Source organism: Phenylobacterium sp. (assembly GCF_035276905.1).
Classification (GTDB): domain Bacteria; phylum Pseudomonadota; class Alphaproteobacteria; order Caulobacterales; family Caulobacteraceae; genus Phenylobacterium.
This window is the reverse complement of the sequence record NZ_DATELG010000217.1, coordinates 1-14919: the sequence shown is the minus strand read 5'-3', so window position 1 is coordinate 14919 and position 14919 is coordinate 1. Positions and strand designations below refer to the sequence as shown.

The following is a 14919-nucleotide window of genomic DNA, read 5'->3' as shown; positions in this document are numbered from 1 at the left end:
TCGCCCCGCCTGCGCCCGAGCCGGCGCCGCCGACGCTCGTCGTGCCGCCGCCAGCCCTGGCGGTCGAAGCTGCGCCTGCGCCGCGCAAGCCGCAGCCGAGCGATCCCTCCGCGCCGATCGCCACCAAGCCGACCTACTCCGAATAAGCGGCCTCACCCGATTGTCAGCGGGCAAATGACGATTGGGCCGAATGGTCGAGGTTGTGTCGTGGAACGATGCTGCAACTGGTCTATTGGGGTGTGGCCGACCGGCGGGCGAAGCCCGGGCGGACCTCGGCCATTCCTGGAGACCTATTCATGATCACCCTCCCCGAACTGCCCTATGCCTACGAGGCCTTGTCGCCGGTCATCTCCGCCGAGACGATGCGCACCCACCACGACAAGCACCACGCCAAGTACGTCGAGAACACCAACAAGCTCGCCGCCGAGAGCGGTCTGGACGGCCGCACCCTCGAGGACATCGTCGCCGAGGCCGAGACGCAAAAGCTCGGCAAGCTGTTCAACAACGCCGCCCAGGCCTGGAACCACGCCTTCTTCTGGGACTGCATGACGCCTGAGCGCCGCGATCCGCAGGGCGAGCTCCTGAGCGCCATCGCCGGCGCGTTCGGCGATCTGGCCGGGCTGAAGAAGAAGTTCGTCGACGAGGGCGCCAACCACTTCGCGTCCGGTTGGGTCTGGCTGGCCGCCGACGGCGCCGACCTCGTCGTGCTCTCCACCCACGACGCCGGCACCCTGGCGCACGACAAGCGCACGCCGCTGCTCGTCTGCGACGTGTGGGAGCACGCCTACTACCTCGACTATAAGCAGGACCGGCTGAGCTTCCTCGAGCGCTGGTTCGACACGCTGGCCGACTGGGAGTTCGCCGAGGCGCAGTACGAGGCCGCACGAGGCCGCCACGCGCCCTGGACCTTCGCGGAAGCGGCGTAAGCCGTCGCCTGCTGGGTGGCCCGCTTGAAGCGGGCCGCCCAGCCCAAGGCTCCGGCCTCATCACCTTGCCGGGACAAGCCCGGCGATGACGGAGAAATGGCGACGCAGCAACGGCGACCTACGCCCTACAGCGGGGCCGTCAGGATCGCGCGGACGCCGTGGTGGCCCGGATCATAGGCGATCTGCGCGCCCAGGCTCTCGGCCATGGCGCGGATCACGCGGGCGCCCAGCCCGGTGCCCTGGGCGCTGGAGCCGGGCTCCAGGCCGCGGCCGTCGTCCTCGACGACCAGTCGCAGGGCGTCATGGCCGTCCTTGCGCAGGCTGATTCGCACCTCGCCGTCCTCGCCGGGGGCGTAGGCGTACTTGCAGGCGTTGGTGATCAGCTCGTTGACGATGACCCCCAGCGAGACCGCGCGGTCGGCGCCCAGGCGGATCGGCTCGGCGCTCAGCGTCAGCCGCGCGCCGATCGCCCCCGCCCAGCTCTCCTGCATCTCGCCAACGAGGGCGTCGAGGTAGGCGGCCATGTCGACCGACTCGACGTCGTCGGAGGTGTAGAGCCGGCGGTGCACCTGGCCGACCGCCTCGATGCGCCGCTGGGTGTCGCCCAGGGCGGCGCGGGCGGCCTCGTCGTCGAGGGCCGCGGCCTGCAGCTGCACGAAGGCGGAGACCAGCTGCAGGCTGTTGGCGACGCGGTGGTTCACCTCGCGCAGCAGCGCCTGGAGCCGCTGGTTGCCGGCCCGCAGCGCCTCCTCGGCCGCAGCCGCCTGGCGGCGCAGGCGAACCTGCTTCAGCGCCTGGGTGAAGGCGCTGTCGAGCAGCTCGAAGAACTCGTCGCCGACGACCTTGACCACATAGTCGGCGGCGCCGGCCTTCAGGGCGGTGACCGCGACCCGGGTCTCGTCCGAGCCGGTGACGTAGACGATCGGCGTGTCGCGCAGCTCGGCGAGGAGGCCCCTCAGGGTCTCGAAGCCGCCGAGCCCCGGCATGTAATGGTCGAGCGCGATGACGTCGAACGCCTGCTCGCGGGCCAGCCTCAGCCCCTCTTCGCCGCAGGCGGCGAGGGTGACCTCGTAGCCTCGGCGCGACAGCGCCCGCGCGACGAGGCGCCTTAGCCCCTCGTCGTCATCGATGAAGAGGACGCGGCGGACCTCTGCGTTCAAGCGCCACCCTCGACGTCGGGCACCTGGATGACGGAAAGGAACAGGCCGAGCTGGCGGATGGCGTCGGCGAAGCTCTCATAATTAACCGGCTTGGTGATGTAGACGTTGCAGCCCAGGTCGTAGCAGCGCTGGATCTCGACCTTGTCGTCGGTGGTGGTCAGCACCACGACGGGCGTTCGCCGCAGCCTATCGCTGGACTTGATGTCGGCCAGGATGTCGGTCCCGCTCATGTCCGGCAGATTGAGGTCCAGCAGCACCAGCGCAGGACCGTTGCGGGCCGGGCCGTTTTCGTCATTGTGCAGATAGTTCAGCGCCGAGCCGCCGTCGGCGAAGTGCCGGATCTCGTTCATGATGCCGGCTCTGCGGATGTTGCGCTCGATCAGGCGCGCGTGCCCCTCGTCGTCCTCGATCATGACGATGCTGACGTGCCGGGTGTCTGTCATGCGGCGGCCGCTTCCGGGCTGAGTGTCATCGGCAGTGAAACCCGGAAGGTCGCGCCGGCGTCAAGTGCGGAGTCGACCGTCACCGTGGCGCCGAGGCGATATCCGAGCGCGCGGACATGGGCCAGGCCGATGCCCTCGCCGGGCTGATCCTGCGCGCCGGAGCGCCGGAACAGGTCGAAGATGCGGGCGTGGTCCTTGGGGTCGACGCCGCGGCCGTTGTCGGCGATCTCGACGATGATGCGCTCGCCGCGGCGGTGCGCGTGGACCTCGATCCGCCCGGGGCGGCCGGGTTTCAGGTATTTGAGCGCGTTCTCGATCAGGTTGGAGAAGATCTGCTCCAGCGCCAGCCGGTCGCTGACCAGGCTCGGCAGGCCGGGGGCGAGGACGATCTCGGCGCCGCGGTCGTCGGCGACGTGCTTCAGGGTGGCGACGACGGTCTCGAACAGCTTGGCGAGCTCGATGGGCTCCGGCGTCAGCACCCGCCGGCCCTCGCGCGAGAGCCGCAGGATCGCGCCGATCAGCCGGTCCATCTTCTGGGTGGAGGCGCGGATGAAGCCGAGGGACTCCGGCAGGTCGGTCATCACCGCCGCGCGCGCGTCCGGGCTGACCAGGCCCGGGGCTTCGGCGTCGGCCTTTTCGATCAGGGCGGCGAGCGGCCGGGCGGCGGCCTCCAGCTCGCTGGTGAAGCCCATCACATTGACCAGGGGCGAGCGCAGATCGTGGGAGACGATGTAGGCGAAGCGCTGGATCTCCTCGTTGGCGCGGCTGAGCTCGGCCGTGCGCGAGCTGACCTCCTCCTCCAGGCTGGCGTTGAGGCGGCCCAGCGCCTCGTGCGAGTCGGCGAGGTCGCGCGTGTAGCGCCAGATGATCCAGAGCGAGCCGACCGCCACGACGAAGGTCACGATCCCGGCGACGGCGATCACGCCGGTCAGCTGCCGGATCGCCTTGCGCCGCTCGGTGTCGCGATGGGCGAGCTTCTTCGCCTCGTCCTCGGCCATCTCGTGGGCGAGCTGCCGGATCGCCCGGATGTCCTGCACCACCTCGTCCTCGGCGAAGTTGGCCGCGCTGGCCAGGCGGTTCGCCACCGAGACGCGGGCCGCGGCGACCTCGTCGCGCACCAGGGCCTGGGCGCGGGCGACGCGGGCCTGCTCGGCCGGATTGTCCCGGGTCAGCTGGCCGATCCGCGCCAGCGCGCCGGGCAGTTGCAGCGACGTCTCCTCGAACACTCGCGCGAAGTTGGGCTCCGGCGAGAGCAGGTAGCCGCGCCGCGCGGTCTCCATCCGCTCGTTCAGCAGGCGGAAGTCGTTGATCGCGTTCTGGACCTCGTAGGTGTGCGCCACCTGGTCGGTGTAGGCGAGGTTGCGCTGCATCACCGCCACGCCGATCAGGCCGATGGCCAGGATCAGCACGAAGCCGACCACGACCGCGCCCAGCACGAGGGCGCCCGCCGTACGCTCCGAGAGCTTCGCCATCGGCTGCGGAACTCAGCGCAGGTTCGGAAGGATCCACAGCGCCGCCAGCGCCAGGATCACCGCCAGCAGGATCAGGCCTGCGCGCGGCCGCCCGCCGAGCAGGCGCCCGTTCGTCGGCCGTGGCGGAGGCCGCCGGCGCTGCAGCTCCCGCGCCCGGCGGTAGCGATGAAGGTCGGTGACCTGCGGATCCTCCGGGCGGCGGGGCATGCCTGGCTCGGCGCTCCTCTTTACGAGGCGAGCTTTTCCAGCTCGTCTTCGGCGATGTCCTCGTTGGAGTAGACGTTCTGCACGTCGTCGTCGTCCTCCAACGCCTCGATCAGCTTCATCAGGGTGGCGGCGGGCTCGCCGGTCACCGGCGTCTGCGACTTCGGCCGCCAGACGATGCCGGTCGACTTCGGCGCGCCGAGCAGGGCCTCCAGCGCCTGGGCCACTTCCGACAGCTGCTCGAAGGCGGTGTAGACGGTGTGGCTTTCCTCGTCGGACTCGACGTCGTCGGCCCCCGACTCGATGGCCGCCTCCATCACCTTGTCCTCCGAGCCGGCCGCGGCCGGATAGACGATCTGGCCCATGCGATCGAACATGAAGGAGACCGAGCCGGTCTCGCCCAGGTTGCCGCCGTTCTTGGCGAAGGTGGAGCGGACGTTGGCCGCGGCGCGGTTGCGGTTGTCGGTCAGCACCTCGACGATGACGCCGACGCCGCCGGGGCCGAAGCCCTCGTAGCGGATCTCGTCATAGGTCTCGGCGTCGCCGCCGATGGCCTTCTTGATGGCGCGGTCGATGACGTCCTTGGACATCGACTCGGCCTTGGCGTTGGCGATCGCCAGGCGGAGCCTGGGGTTCATCGCCGGATCGGGCATGCCCGACTTCGCCGCCACGGTGATCTCGCGCGACAGCTTGGAGAACATTTTCGAGCGGACCGCGTCCTGGCGGCCCTTCCGATGCATGATGTTTTTGAACTTTGAGTGTCCGGCCATGTCCGTTCGGCAGGTTCGAAAGGGTTGTCGGCCGCTTCTACCCTCGGCGCGCGGCCTGCGGAACCCCTGCCGGAGGCGCGGGTTAGGGCCAGTAGCGCGAGCGGCGAAGGTTGGATCATGAGCGAGCACAGCTACGAGGACTTCGACGAGGTCCTGCCCGAGGAGCCGAACGGCGAGCTGGTCCACTGGATGGAGCCGCGCCCCCTGACCTTCGGCCCGGCGGGCCTGGCGCTGGCGGTGGGCGGCGCCTTCGCGCTCGGCCTGGCGACGGCGATGCTCGCCATCGGCGTGACGCGGATGGTGGGGGCGGAGCAGCGCGTCGGCCTGCCGCTGGGACCGCGGCTGCGCCGGCTGAACTGAATCTCAGGCCGCCGCGACGGCGCAGTCGATGCGGCGAACCCGACCCTCCGCCAGCTGGAAGATCGCGTCCTGCGGGGCGTCGTGGGCCATCGTCGTCTCGATCGGCAGGCCGGCGTAGAGGCCGCGCAGCACGCGCCCGGTGACGCCGTGGCTGACGGCGATCACCCGCCGTTCGCCTTCCCGCGGCAGGTCCGCCAGCCAGTCGCCGAGGCGCGCGAGCATCGCCGCGTAGCTCTCGCCGGTCGGGGCGTGGAAGGCCCAGTTGCTGGCGGCGAACGCCGGGCAGGCGGCCGCCAGCTCGCTGCGCAGGCGTCCGTCCCACGCCCCCCAGCTGACCTCGATCAGCCGAGGCTCGATCTCGATCTCGGCGCCGCCGACCGCCGCGGCGAGGATCTCGGCGGTGCGACAGGCGCGCCCCAAGGGGCTCGCCACGATCCGCCAGCCGGCCGCGGGTCCGATCAGCGCCTGCAGCCGCCGGCCCACCGCCGCGGCCTGGCGGCGGCCGAGGTCGGTAAGGGCCGAGTCCACGTGCCCCTGGAGTCGCCGCTCGCGGTTGAACTCCGTCTCGCCGTGTCGAACCAGGTAGATCATCGGGGCTGGACCATGCGCGAGGCGGCGGCGTCAGCGCAAGCGGCCGCGGCTGCCTGGACAGTCGCGGCGCGGCGATCGATGCTAGACCATTCGCAGCCGAAGCGGACGCCGGTTCGGCGTCGCGAATGGTCTAACTTCAAAGGTTTATGAGCATTGGCATGACTCGGGCGTTGGTCTTGAGCGGCGGAGGTCCCCAAGGCGTCGCCTGGGAGAGCGGGCTGATCGCCGGCTTCGCCCAGGGCGGCGTCGACCTGGGCCAGGCCGACCACATCCTCGGCACCTCGGCCGGGGCCGTGGTCGGCGCGCGGCTGGCCTGCGGCGTCGAGGCCGCCCGGCTGGCGGACGCGCTGTTGGCGCCGGGTGCGGATCGTCCGGCGCAGGACGATCCAGCGCCGTCGATGGCCGACCTCGCCCGGATGATGGAGCTGATGACCGAGGCGCAGAGCGGCACGCGCCATCCCGCCGAGGTGCGCCGCGAGCTGGGCGCGCTGGCGCTTGCCGCGGCCACGGTCGGCGAGGGCGAGTTCATGCAGCGGATCGGCCGCGCGCTGGGCGAGGCGCCGAGGCATGGCTGGCCCGCCCGCGACTTCGCCTGCACGGCGGCGGACGCCGAGGACGGCGGCTTCCAGATCTGGGACGCCGGGTCCGGCGTCGACCTCTTGCCGGCGGTGGCCTCCAGCTGCGCGGTTCCCGGGCTCTTCCCGCCGGTGCGGCTGCAGGGCCGCCCCTACATGGACGGCGGCGCCCGATCGGCCAGCAACGCCGACCTCGCCGCCGGCCACGAGGTCGTGGTGGTCGTCTCGGTGCAGCCGCCGGGAGCCCCGCCCTGGCTGGCCAAGCGCCTGGACGAGGAGGTCGAGAGCCTCAAGGCCGGCGACGCTGTCGTCGTCGTGATCACCCCCGACGAGGCGGCCGGCGCGGCCTTCGGCGGCGACCTGATGGAGATGGAGCGCGACGCCATGGTCGCCCGCGCAGGTCTCGCCCAGGGCCTCAGCCAGGCGCCGATCCTGAAGGAGATCTGGGGCTAACCCAGAAGGTTGATCGCCCGTGCGGCGACCACCACGAGCGTCAGCAGAGAGATCGAGCTCTCGGCCATCATCGCCAGCTTGGCCCGGCTGGTGACCGGCGGCGCGTCGGTGGTGCTGAACGCCGTCGCAGTGGAGAAGCCGAGGAACAGGTAGTCGACGAACTGCGGCCGCCAGCCTGGCCTGACGAATTCGTCCCCCAACTGATCCTGAGGAAAGACCCAGTCGGGCCGCCCAGCCGCGGCGCCTTCACGGCTGGTCGGCCCCCCGCGATCCATCTGCCAATAGAGCAGCGAGAAGGTCACCACGTTGGCGAGCCAGATGGCGACGCTCGAAGCCAGGAGCTGGAGCCCGCTCACCTCGCGCGCATGACGAAGGATGTCGACGATGAGCGTGCGCAGCACCATCATGTCGCCGATCGCCGCGAAGGCGACGAATCCCAGCGTGGCGGTCCGCTCGACTTGTCTCCACGTCGGGTTGTCGGGACGCATCGCCACCCCGACCAGCGGGCCGACGACCACGGCGCCGGCGACATAGAGGGCCCATTCCGGCATCAGCCGCAGCCGGGCGGGCATCGTAATCAGCAGCACCAGCAAGGCCAGAAGGGTGAGCACCACCGGCCAGCGCGGCTCGCGCGGGCCTCGCCTGCTCACCGCCGCGAAACGGCCTGTGTGTCTGTCCGCTGTCATGCGCTCGACCTTTCGACAGTCTGCGCATGGACCGAGGCGCTGTCACTCCGGCGCCGACCCCAGGCGACGCCGGGCCGGCGCGGCCTACTCCAAGAAGCTGCGGATCGCGCCGGTGACCAGGTCCTGGTCGGCCTCGGAGAGGTAGGGGTGCATCGGCAGGCTGATCACCACGCCGGCCTTGGCCTCGGTGACCGGCAGGCCGCCGGGGGCGGTCGGGTAGGCGGAATAGACGTTCTGCCGGTGGATCGGGATCGGATAGTAGACGGCGGTCGGCACGCCCTGGTCGCGCAGCGCCGCGGCCAGGCCGTCGCGGTCGGCGACCTCGATCGTGTACTGCGCCCAGACCGAGACGGCGCCCTCGATCACCCGTGGCGTTCTGACGAGGTCGCCGAGCGCCGCAGCGTAGCGGTCGGCGATGCGGTTCCGGGCGGCGATCTCGTCCTCGAAGATGGTCAGCTTCTGCAGCAGGACGGCGGCCTGCAGGGTGTCCATGCGGCCGTTGATGCCGACGCGCACGTTCAGGTACTTCGGATCGTGCTCGAAGCTCAGGCCTTCGAGATCGGACTTCACCGCCTGGCCGTGCACCCGCAGGCTGACCAGCAGGTCGTGCAGCCGCGCGTCCTTGCAGAGCACCGCGCCCGCGTCGCCATAGGCGCCGAGCGGCTTGGCCGGAAAGAACGAGGTGGTGGCGACGTCCGCCCAGTGGATCGGATGCTTGCCGCCGAGCGTGCAGCCGAAGCCCTGGGCGGAATCGGCGATCAGCTTCAGCCCGTGCCGACGCGCCACCTCGGCGATCTTCGGATAGTCGGCCGGCTGGCCGAACAGGTCGACGGCAATCACCGCCTTGGGCGCAAGCTCGCCCTTGGCCTTCACCGCCTGGATCGCCGCCTCGAGGCTCTCGGCGTCCATGTTGTAGGTGTCCGGGTCGATGTCGACGAACACCGGCGAGGCGCCCACGAGCGGGGCGGCCTCGGCCGTGGCGGCGAAGGTGAAGGACGGGCAGAACACCGCGTCGCCCGGGCCGACCCCCCAGGCCATCAGCGGCAGCACCAGGGCCTCGGTGCCGGATCCGCAACTAAGCACGTGCGGCGCCTGGCCGAAGGCCCCCAGCGCCGTCTCCAGCTCGGCGATCTGCGGCCCCATGACGTAGGCGCCGGAGCGGACGACCTTGAGGATGGCGTCTTCGAGCGGCTGGCCCAGGCGGGCGCGCTGCGCCTGCAGGTCGATGAAGGGGATCGGCATCGGCTATTTGGGTCTCGCGCAGCCTGTGGGGCAAATAGGTAGCCTGCCTAATGGCATGGGCGGCGCAGGCGGCGCCAGACACGGTTGGTGAGCGTCTGTTGCGATCGCGCCGGTCACGAGCTGCGACAAGCCGCCGCACCCTTGGGTAGGCGCAAGCCGGCGGCAGTTAAGCCTTTCGTCCGACCGCGCGGCCTAGTCTGTCATACATGTTCGCCGTCATCACCTGCCTGGAGCAGCACGATCCGAGGCAACTCGTCTGGGCGGTCCTGATCTGTGTGATTTCCGCGGGCGCCGGGCTCAGCGCCTACCGGCGGGCGCGGCAGGCGCGCGGCCTCGTCCGCCACGTCTGGCTGGCCATGCTCGCGTTCCTGCTGGGGGCGGGCGTCTGGGCCACGCACTTCATGGCCATGCTCGCCTTCCAACGGCACACCCCCGCGGCCTTCGAGTTCCAGGGCACGGTGGTGTCGCTGGTCACGGCGAGCGTCGGCTTCCTGCTGGGCGGCGGCGTGGCGGCCTATTCGAGCGGCCGTCTCGGCCGGGCGCTGGGCGGCGGCGTCTGCGGTCTGGCGATCGCGGCCATGCACTTCATCGGCGTCGCCGCCATGCGGCTGCCCGCGCAGATCGCCTGGGATCCGGTCCTCGTCGGGACGGCGATCCTGATCGGCGTGACCGGCGCGGCCGCCTCGCTGACGGTGGCCGGCGATTTCAAGCGGCGGTCCGCCGGCTTCGCCGCGGCGGCCCTGCTGGTGGCGGCGATCTGCGGGCTCCACTTCACCGCAATGGCGGCGGCGAAGCTGACGCCGGCGCCCTTTGCCTATCCGCCGGGCTTTTACAGCCGGGAAGGCTTGGGCCTGGCGGTCGGCCTGCTGGTCGGCGTGATCCTGATCAGCGGAGCGGGCGTGCTGCTGATGGACGGGGTCGGCAAGGCCACGGCGCTCTCGGCCTTGCGAGCCTCCTTGAACAAGGCCCCCTGCGCGATCGGCTTTTTCGACGCCAGCTACCGGCTGATCTTCTGGAACGAGAGCTTCGCCGATTTCCTTCGCCTCTATGGCCTGGAGCCCCGGATCGGCCTCGATCACGACACCGCCCTCGCCCAGGCGGTGGCGATGGGCCTGCCGAGCTGCTTCGTCGAATCCGATCCGCGCAGCGTCGCGCCCGGATGCGAACTGCGGTTCGAACCGTTCCAGGCGCCGAACGGGCGCTGGTTCGAGTCCCGCGCCGGGACGAGCCGCGACGGCGGGCTGGTCGGCCTCATCACCGACGTCACGGCGCAGCGCGAATTGATGGCGCAGCAGGATGCGGCCCGGGCGCAGGCCGAGCAGGTCAGCCGCGCCAAGAGCGAGTTCCTCGCCAACACCAGCCACGAGATCCGCACGCCGCTCAACGCCCTCCTCGGCATGGTCCAGGTCATGGAGCGCAACCACCTGGATCCGGATCAGCGCCAGCGCCTGCAGCTCGTCGCCGAGAGCGGCAGGTCGCTGCTGGCGGTGCTGAACAGCGTCCTCGACCTGGCCAAGATCGAGGCCGGCAAGTTCGAGCTGGACGAGCATCCGTTCGACCTCGCGGCAACGGTGCGCGCGGCGGTCAGCGGCTTCGAGTCCCTCGCGGCGCAGAAGGAATTGCGCCTCGCCGTCGAAATCGCGCCCGAGGCGGCGGGCGTCTGGCGCGGCGACGGCGACCGCCTTCGCCAGGTGCTCTGCAACCTGGTCTCCAATGCGGTGAAGTTCACGCCTCAGGGGCACGTGGCGGTCCGCGTGGAGCGCGCTGAAGCTGGCCTGCGGTTTTGCGTGGAGGACAGCGGCATCGGCGTGGCTCCCGAGAAGCAGGAGCTGATCTTCGGCGCCTTCGAGCAGGCCGACGCCTCCACCACCCGCCAGTTCGGCGGCACGGGGCTGGGGCTGGCCATCTGCGCCAACATCGTCCGCTCGATGGGCGGCAGGATCACCCTCGACAGCGCGCCCGGTGAAGGCTCGAGCTTCGGCTTCACCGTGCCGATGACGCCGCTCGAGGCCGCCACGGCGCCCTTGGCGAGGACCGACGCGAGCGGCGACGTGGAGGAGCTGCCGCTGCGCATCCTGGTCGCCGAGGACAACCCCAACAATCAGCTGGTGCTCAGCGCGCTGCTGGAGCCGTTCGGCGTCGACCTGACAATGACCGCCGACGGTCAGGCGGCGGTCGAAGCCTTCGCCGCGGGCGTGTTCGACGTGGTGTTGATGGACGCGCAGATGCCGCGGATGAACGGCGTCGAGGCGGCGATGGAGATCCGCCGCATCGAGGCCGAGCGCGGCCATGGGCGCATCCGCATCATCGCCTTGACGGCCAACGTCATGAACCACCAGGTCCAGGAGTATCTCGCCGCGGGGATGGACGACTTCCTCGCCAAGCCGATTCAGCTCGCCGAGCTGGTGCGGGCGCTCTCCGTCGCATCTGGCCAGTCGGCGTCGGCCGCCGCCTGAAGCCGTCCAGACCGTTCGCGAAGTACATTGCGCGCGGGCGACGTCGGGACCATCAATAGCCGCTGCTCAGGCTTGGCGACTTTGGAGCTGGATCCCGTGAACCTCTTTCGCACACGTCTCGCGCGCTTGGCGCTTCTGTTGATCGGCCCGCTGACGCTCGCCGCCTGCGGCGTCAACACCATCCCGACCAAGGAAGAGCGCGCCAAGGCGGCCTGGGCCGACGTCCAGAACGACTACCAGCGCCGCGCCGACCTGATCCCCAACCTCGTCGAGACGGTGAAAGCCTACGCCGCCCAGGAGCGCGCCGTGCTCACCGAGGTGACCCAGGCGCGGGCCTCGGCCACCCAGGTGAAGGTCGACGCCTCGACCCTGACCGACCCGGCGAAGTTCCAGCAGTACGCCCAGGCCCAGGACAAGCTGTCAGGGGTGCTCGGCCGGCTGATGATGATCCAGGAGAACTATCCGGAGCTGAAGTCCAACCAGAACTTCCTGGCCCTGCAGAGCCAACTGGAGGGCACGGAGAACCGGATCACCATCGCCCGGCGCGACTACAACGAGGCGGTCCGCGACTACAACACCAGCCTCAGGACCTTCCCCACGGTGTTCTGGGCCAAGACCATGTATTCCGGCTCGCAGCCGATGCAGCTCTTCCAGGCGACCAGCGCGGCCCAGAGCGCGCCCAGCGTGAATTTCGGCGCGCCTGCGGTCGGCCAGCCGGCCACGCCGGGTTCCGCGCCGCCGGCCCAGCCCGCGGTTCCTGCGCCGGCGCAGTAGCGCACAAGAAGTCCGCACTCGTGTCGAGCCGCCTCCACGGCGTATTTCGCCTTCTCCCGCAAGCGGGAGAAGGCCGCGTCGGCGCCAGACGCGAGGACCACGTCCGAAACGAGAAGGGGTGGAGGCGGCTGCCCGCCGTCGTCGCCGGCGTCCTCCTCCTCGCCTTCGCCACGGTCGCCGCGGCCGCGCCGCAGTTCCCGGCGCTCACCGGGCGGGTGGTCGACAACGCCCACATGCTCTCGCCCCAGGCGACGCAGAAGCTCGACGCCGACCTCGCCAATCTCGAGGCCCAGACCGGGCGGCAGATGGTGGTGGCGACGATCCCGGACCTGCAGGGCTACGACATCGCCGACTACGGCTACCAGCTCGGCCGGACCTGGGGCATCGGCCGTAAGGGGAAGGACGACGGGGTCGTCTTCATCGTCGCGCCGAACGAGAAGAAGGTGCGCATCGAGGTCGGCTACGGCCTGGAGCCGGTGCTGACGGACGCGCTCTCCAGCGTGATCCTGCAGACCAAGGTGCTGCCGAGGTTCCGCGCAGGCCAGATGGAGCAGGGCGTCGTCGATGGGGCGGAAGCGATCATCCAGCAGCTCGCCCTGCCGGAGGACCAGGCCAGGCAGAACGTCGCCCAGGCCGCCCAGACCCAGGAGAAGGTGCAGCAGGACGGCGGCGGAGGCTCGTTCGGCCTGGTGATCCTGATCGTCTTCATCTTCTGGGTGCTGGCCTCGCTGCTCGGCGGCTTCGGCGGCCGGCGCGGCGGGAGCGGCCTGTGGTGGCTGCTGCCCTTGATGATGTCGGGCGGCGGTCGCGGTCGCGGCGGCGATTGGGGCGGCGGCGGAGGCGGCGGGGGGTTCTCCGGCGGCGGCGGCTCGTTCGGCGGCGGCGGATCCTCGGGGAGCTGGTGATGGCGCTCGCACCCTCAGACCTGGCGGCGATCGAAGCTGCGATCACTGATGCCGAGGCCCGCACCACGGGCGAGATCTACTGCGTGGTCACCGACCAGAGCGGCGACTATGCCGAGACGCCGCTGGCCTGGGCGGCGGGCGCGGCCTTGCTGGGACCGGCCCTGCTGCTGCTGGGGGGGATCCATGTCACCGCGCCGGACCTCGTGGGCGGCTGGGCCGCCGAACAGGTGGGCGAGGTCGCCGAACGCGCCGCCCGCAGCGCCCTGATCGGGGCGATCGTGCTGCAGGCGGCGCTGTTCGTCGCGACCCTGGTGCTGGTGGCCCTGCCGCCGCTCAGGCTGGCGCTGACGCCGCGGGTCTTCAAGCGCGACCGCGTGCGGCGCCGCGCGCTGGAGCAGTTCGCGGCCAAGAACATGCACCTGACCCGCGAGCGCACCGGGGTCCTGATCTTCGTCTCGTTCGGCGAGCGCATGGCCGAATTGATCGCCGACGAGGGCATCGCCGCCCACGTCGAGGCCCGGGTGTGGGACGAGGCGATGGCGGCCCTGGTCGCCGGATTGCGACGGGGAGAGGCCGGGACTGGCGTCGCCGCGGCCGTCAGGCTGTGCGGCGAGGTGCTGGCCGAGCGCTTCCCGCCAACGGCGCAAGACAACCCTGACGAGTTGCCGAACGCGGTCGTTATTTTGCCGCGAGTCTGACCGAACCTTCACCACAACATGGGTCGGGGAGTGGGCGGCGGCGCCGATCGGCGTTCTGTCTTGCGCCGCGCCACGCGCCGACACAGTGTCACTCTATGGGCAGGGGAGAGCCCGTGTCGGGCGCAGCAAGGGACACATTCGCCGACGAGCCGTCCTTTCGGGACGTGGTCGACGCGCTTGGGCTCGGCGTCTCGTTCCGGATGTATCTGGGCGCCGACGGCCGCACGTCCCGGTTCCTGCGCGTGGGCGGCGGATGCATGGCGATGCTCGGCGCGCCGCCCGAAGCCCTGCTGGCGGATTCGTGGGCCCTCGCCGAGGTGATCGTTCCCGAGGACCATGACCGGCTGCTGGCCGCCAAGGCTACGGCCGCGGCGGGCCATGGCCCCTGGTCGACGGAGCTGCGCATCCGCAAGCCCGGCGGCGAACTGCGGTGGCTGCGCGTGACGTCCGCAAGACGTCCGGTCGGCGATGGCGGCTGGCTGCTCGACGGGCTCTTCGTCGACATCACCGACTCCAAGCGGATGGCCGAGCAGCTGGCGGAGGAGCGCTTGCGGCTGGAGCAGGCGATCGAGCTGACCGGCATGGGCGTCTTCAGCTGGAACCGCGACGATCCGGAGGCCATCCTCTGGTCCGATGGCCAGTACGCGATCTACGACGTCCCGCCGCAGACGCCGATCACGCTCGCCGCCTTCAGGGAGATGGTGCATCCGGACGATCGTCCGCTGGCCGGCCTTTCCCCCGCGCATTTCGTGGACAGCCCCGACGGGACCGACTTCTGGCTTGAGCACCGCCTGATCCGCCGCGACGGCGAGGTGCGCTGGGTGGCGCTGCACCAGCGGGTGCGCCGCGACGCCGCCGGCCTGAAGTCCATCCATGGCGTGACCATCGACGTCACCGATCGGCACAGCGCCGAGGAGCAGCGCCGGCTGCAGATGCGCGAGCTGGGGCATCGGGCGCAAAACGCCATGACGGTGCTGATGGCCATGGTGCAGCAGGCCGCCCGCTCCTCGGCGACCGTCGACGACCTGGCCGAGCTGATCATGTCGCGGCTCTCGGCGATGGCGAAGTCGCAGGAGCTCGCCACCGCCTCGGGCGGCGGTCCGTTCCAGATGGCGGAGCTGATGCGCGTCGTGCTCGAAGCCTTCGACCTGACGCGCTTCGACATCGACGTGGCGCTGGAGCCGGTGACGCTGGAGGGGCAGGG

Annotated in this window: 16 protein-coding genes; 8 read left to right on the top strand and 8 right to left on the bottom strand. The window is 70.7% G+C overall.

All coding sequences use genetic code 11. From position 1 onward, the window contains the following. Positions 1-296: 296 nt before the first annotated feature. Positions 297-926, top strand: a complete 630-nt coding sequence (locus tag VJS38_RS10175; protein ID WP_324088035.1) for a superoxide dismutase — start codon at positions 297-299, stop codon at positions 924-926. Positions 927-1051: 125 nt separating this feature from the next. Here VJS38_RS10175 and VJS38_RS10170 read toward each other — a convergent pair whose 3' ends face one another. Genes VJS38_RS10170 through VJS38_RS10150 form a run of 5 tightly spaced genes read right to left on the bottom strand, consistent with a single transcriptional unit; the run spans position 1052 to position 4975 of the window. After that, on the bottom strand, positions 1052-2086 hold the full coding sequence (locus VJS38_RS10170; protein WP_324088034.1) for a sensor histidine kinase: 1035 nt from the start codon (positions 2084-2086) through the stop codon (positions 1052-1054). Then, entirely contained in the window at positions 2083-2529 is a 447-nt protein-coding gene (locus VJS38_RS10165; protein WP_324088033.1) for a response regulator, read from the bottom strand. The genes VJS38_RS10170 and VJS38_RS10165 overlap by 4 nt, the downstream gene beginning before the upstream one ends. Continuing rightward, positions 2526-4001 (bottom strand): sensor histidine kinase, encoded by a 1476-nt coding sequence (locus tag VJS38_RS10160; RefSeq protein ID WP_324088032.1) that lies wholly within the window; start codon positions 3999-4001, stop codon positions 2526-2528. The genes VJS38_RS10165 and VJS38_RS10160 overlap by 4 nt, the downstream gene beginning before the upstream one ends. 12 nt (positions 4002-4013) lie before the next feature. Next, the gene (locus VJS38_RS10155) at positions 4014-4208 is read right to left on the bottom strand and encodes a hypothetical protein (protein WP_324088031.1); all 195 of its coding nucleotides are present in this window, start codon (positions 4206-4208) and stop codon (positions 4014-4016) included. A gap of 20 nt (positions 4209-4228) precedes the next feature. Further along, on the bottom strand, positions 4229-4975 hold the full coding sequence (locus VJS38_RS10150; RefSeq protein ID WP_324088030.1) for a YebC/PmpR family DNA-binding transcriptional regulator: 747 nt from the start codon (positions 4973-4975) through the stop codon (positions 4229-4231). 117 nt (positions 4976-5092) lie between these two features. Here VJS38_RS10150 and VJS38_RS10145 point away from each other — a divergent pair, with 117 nt between their 5' ends. Beyond that, complete coding sequence (locus tag VJS38_RS10145; protein WP_324088029.1) at positions 5093-5335, top strand: hypothetical protein; 243 nt, start codon at positions 5093-5095, stop codon at positions 5333-5335. Positions 5336-5338: 3 nt separating this feature from the next. Here the strand turns inward: VJS38_RS10145 and VJS38_RS10140 are convergent, their stop codons facing one another. Further along, positions 5339-5926 (bottom strand): histidine phosphatase family protein, encoded by a 588-nt coding sequence (locus VJS38_RS10140; protein WP_324088028.1) that lies wholly within the window; start codon positions 5924-5926, stop codon positions 5339-5341. 158 nt (positions 5927-6084) lie between these two features. Here VJS38_RS10140 and VJS38_RS10135 point away from each other — a divergent pair, with 158 nt between their 5' ends. Then, positions 6085-6954 (top strand): patatin-like phospholipase family protein, encoded by an 870-nt coding sequence (locus VJS38_RS10135; RefSeq protein WP_324088027.1) that lies wholly within the window; start codon positions 6085-6087, stop codon positions 6952-6954. Here VJS38_RS10135 and VJS38_RS10130 read toward each other — a convergent pair. Next, positions 6951-7604 carry a hypothetical protein gene (locus tag VJS38_RS10130; protein WP_324088026.1) on the bottom strand — a complete coding sequence of 218 codons (654 nt, stop codon included), beginning with the start codon at positions 7602-7604 and terminating at the stop codon, positions 6951-6953. The genes VJS38_RS10135 and VJS38_RS10130 overlap by 4 nt on opposite strands. 120 nt (positions 7605-7724) lie before the next feature. Next, complete coding sequence (locus VJS38_RS10125) at positions 7725-8882, bottom strand: DegT/DnrJ/EryC1/StrS aminotransferase family protein (protein ID WP_324088025.1); 1158 nt, start codon at positions 8880-8882, stop codon at positions 7725-7727. 206 nt (positions 8883-9088) lie between these two features. Here VJS38_RS10125 and VJS38_RS10120 point away from each other — a divergent pair, with 206 nt between their 5' ends. The 5 genes from VJS38_RS10120 to VJS38_RS10100 all read left to right on the top strand — a co-directional run. Continuing rightward, positions 9089-11338 (top strand): ATP-binding protein, encoded by a 2250-nt coding sequence (locus VJS38_RS10120; RefSeq protein WP_324088024.1) that lies wholly within the window; start codon positions 9089-9091, stop codon positions 11336-11338. Positions 11339-11434: 96 nt separating this feature from the next. Next, a complete protein-coding gene (locus VJS38_RS10115) occupies positions 11435-12112 on the top strand; it encodes a LemA family protein (protein WP_324088023.1) in 678 nt (225 codons plus the stop codon). A gap of 20 nt (positions 12113-12132) precedes the next feature. After that, positions 12133-13017, top strand: coding sequence for a TPM domain-containing protein (locus VJS38_RS10110; protein ID WP_414692431.1), 885 nt, complete (start codon positions 12133-12135; stop codon positions 13015-13017). Then, entirely contained in the window at positions 13017-13715 is a 699-nt protein-coding gene (locus tag VJS38_RS10105) for a TPM domain-containing protein (protein WP_324088022.1), read from the top strand. The genes VJS38_RS10110 and VJS38_RS10105 overlap by 1 nt, the downstream gene beginning before the upstream one ends. A 113-nt stretch (positions 13716-13828) precedes the next feature. Then, positions 13829-14919, top strand: a 1091-nt coding sequence (locus VJS38_RS10100; protein WP_324088021.1) for a PAS domain-containing protein, incomplete at its 3' end; no start/stop codon positions are given.

Excerpts from the sequence above, each read along its gene's own strand:
- VJS38_RS10175 (WP_324088035.1), top strand. The coding sequence starts at position 297 with ATGATCACCCTCCCCGAACTGCCCTATGCCTACGAGGCCTTGTCGCCG.
- VJS38_RS10165 (WP_324088033.1), bottom strand. The coding sequence starts at position 2,529 with ATGACAGACACCCGGCACGTCAGCATCGTCATGATCGAGGACGACGAG.
- VJS38_RS10160 (WP_324088032.1), bottom strand. The coding sequence starts at position 4,001 with ATGGCGAAGCTCTCGGAGCGTACGGCGGGCGCCCTCGTGCTGGGCGCG.
- VJS38_RS10155 (WP_324088031.1), bottom strand. The coding sequence starts at position 4,208 with ATGCCCCGCCGCCCGGAGGATCCGCAGGTCACCGACCTTCATCGCTAC.
- VJS38_RS10150 (WP_324088030.1), bottom strand. The coding sequence starts at position 4,975 with ATGGCCGGACACTCAAAGTTCAAAAACATCATGCATCGGAAGGGCCGC.
- VJS38_RS10145 (WP_324088029.1), top strand. The coding sequence starts at position 5,093 with ATGAGCGAGCACAGCTACGAGGACTTCGACGAGGTCCTGCCCGAGGAG.
- VJS38_RS10140 (WP_324088028.1), bottom strand. The coding sequence starts at position 5,926 with ATGATCTACCTGGTTCGACACGGCGAGACGGAGTTCAACCGCGAGCGG.
- VJS38_RS10135 (WP_324088027.1), top strand. The coding sequence starts at position 6,085 with ATGACTCGGGCGTTGGTCTTGAGCGGCGGAGGTCCCCAAGGCGTCGCC.
- VJS38_RS10125 (WP_324088025.1), bottom strand. The coding sequence starts at position 8,882 with ATGCCGATCCCCTTCATCGACCTGCAGGCGCAGCGCGCCCGCCTGGGC.
- VJS38_RS10120 (WP_324088024.1), top strand. The coding sequence starts at position 9,089 with ATGTTCGCCGTCATCACCTGCCTGGAGCAGCACGATCCGAGGCAACTC.
- VJS38_RS10105 (WP_324088022.1), top strand. The coding sequence starts at position 13,017 with ATGGCGCTCGCACCCTCAGACCTGGCGGCGATCGAAGCTGCGATCACT.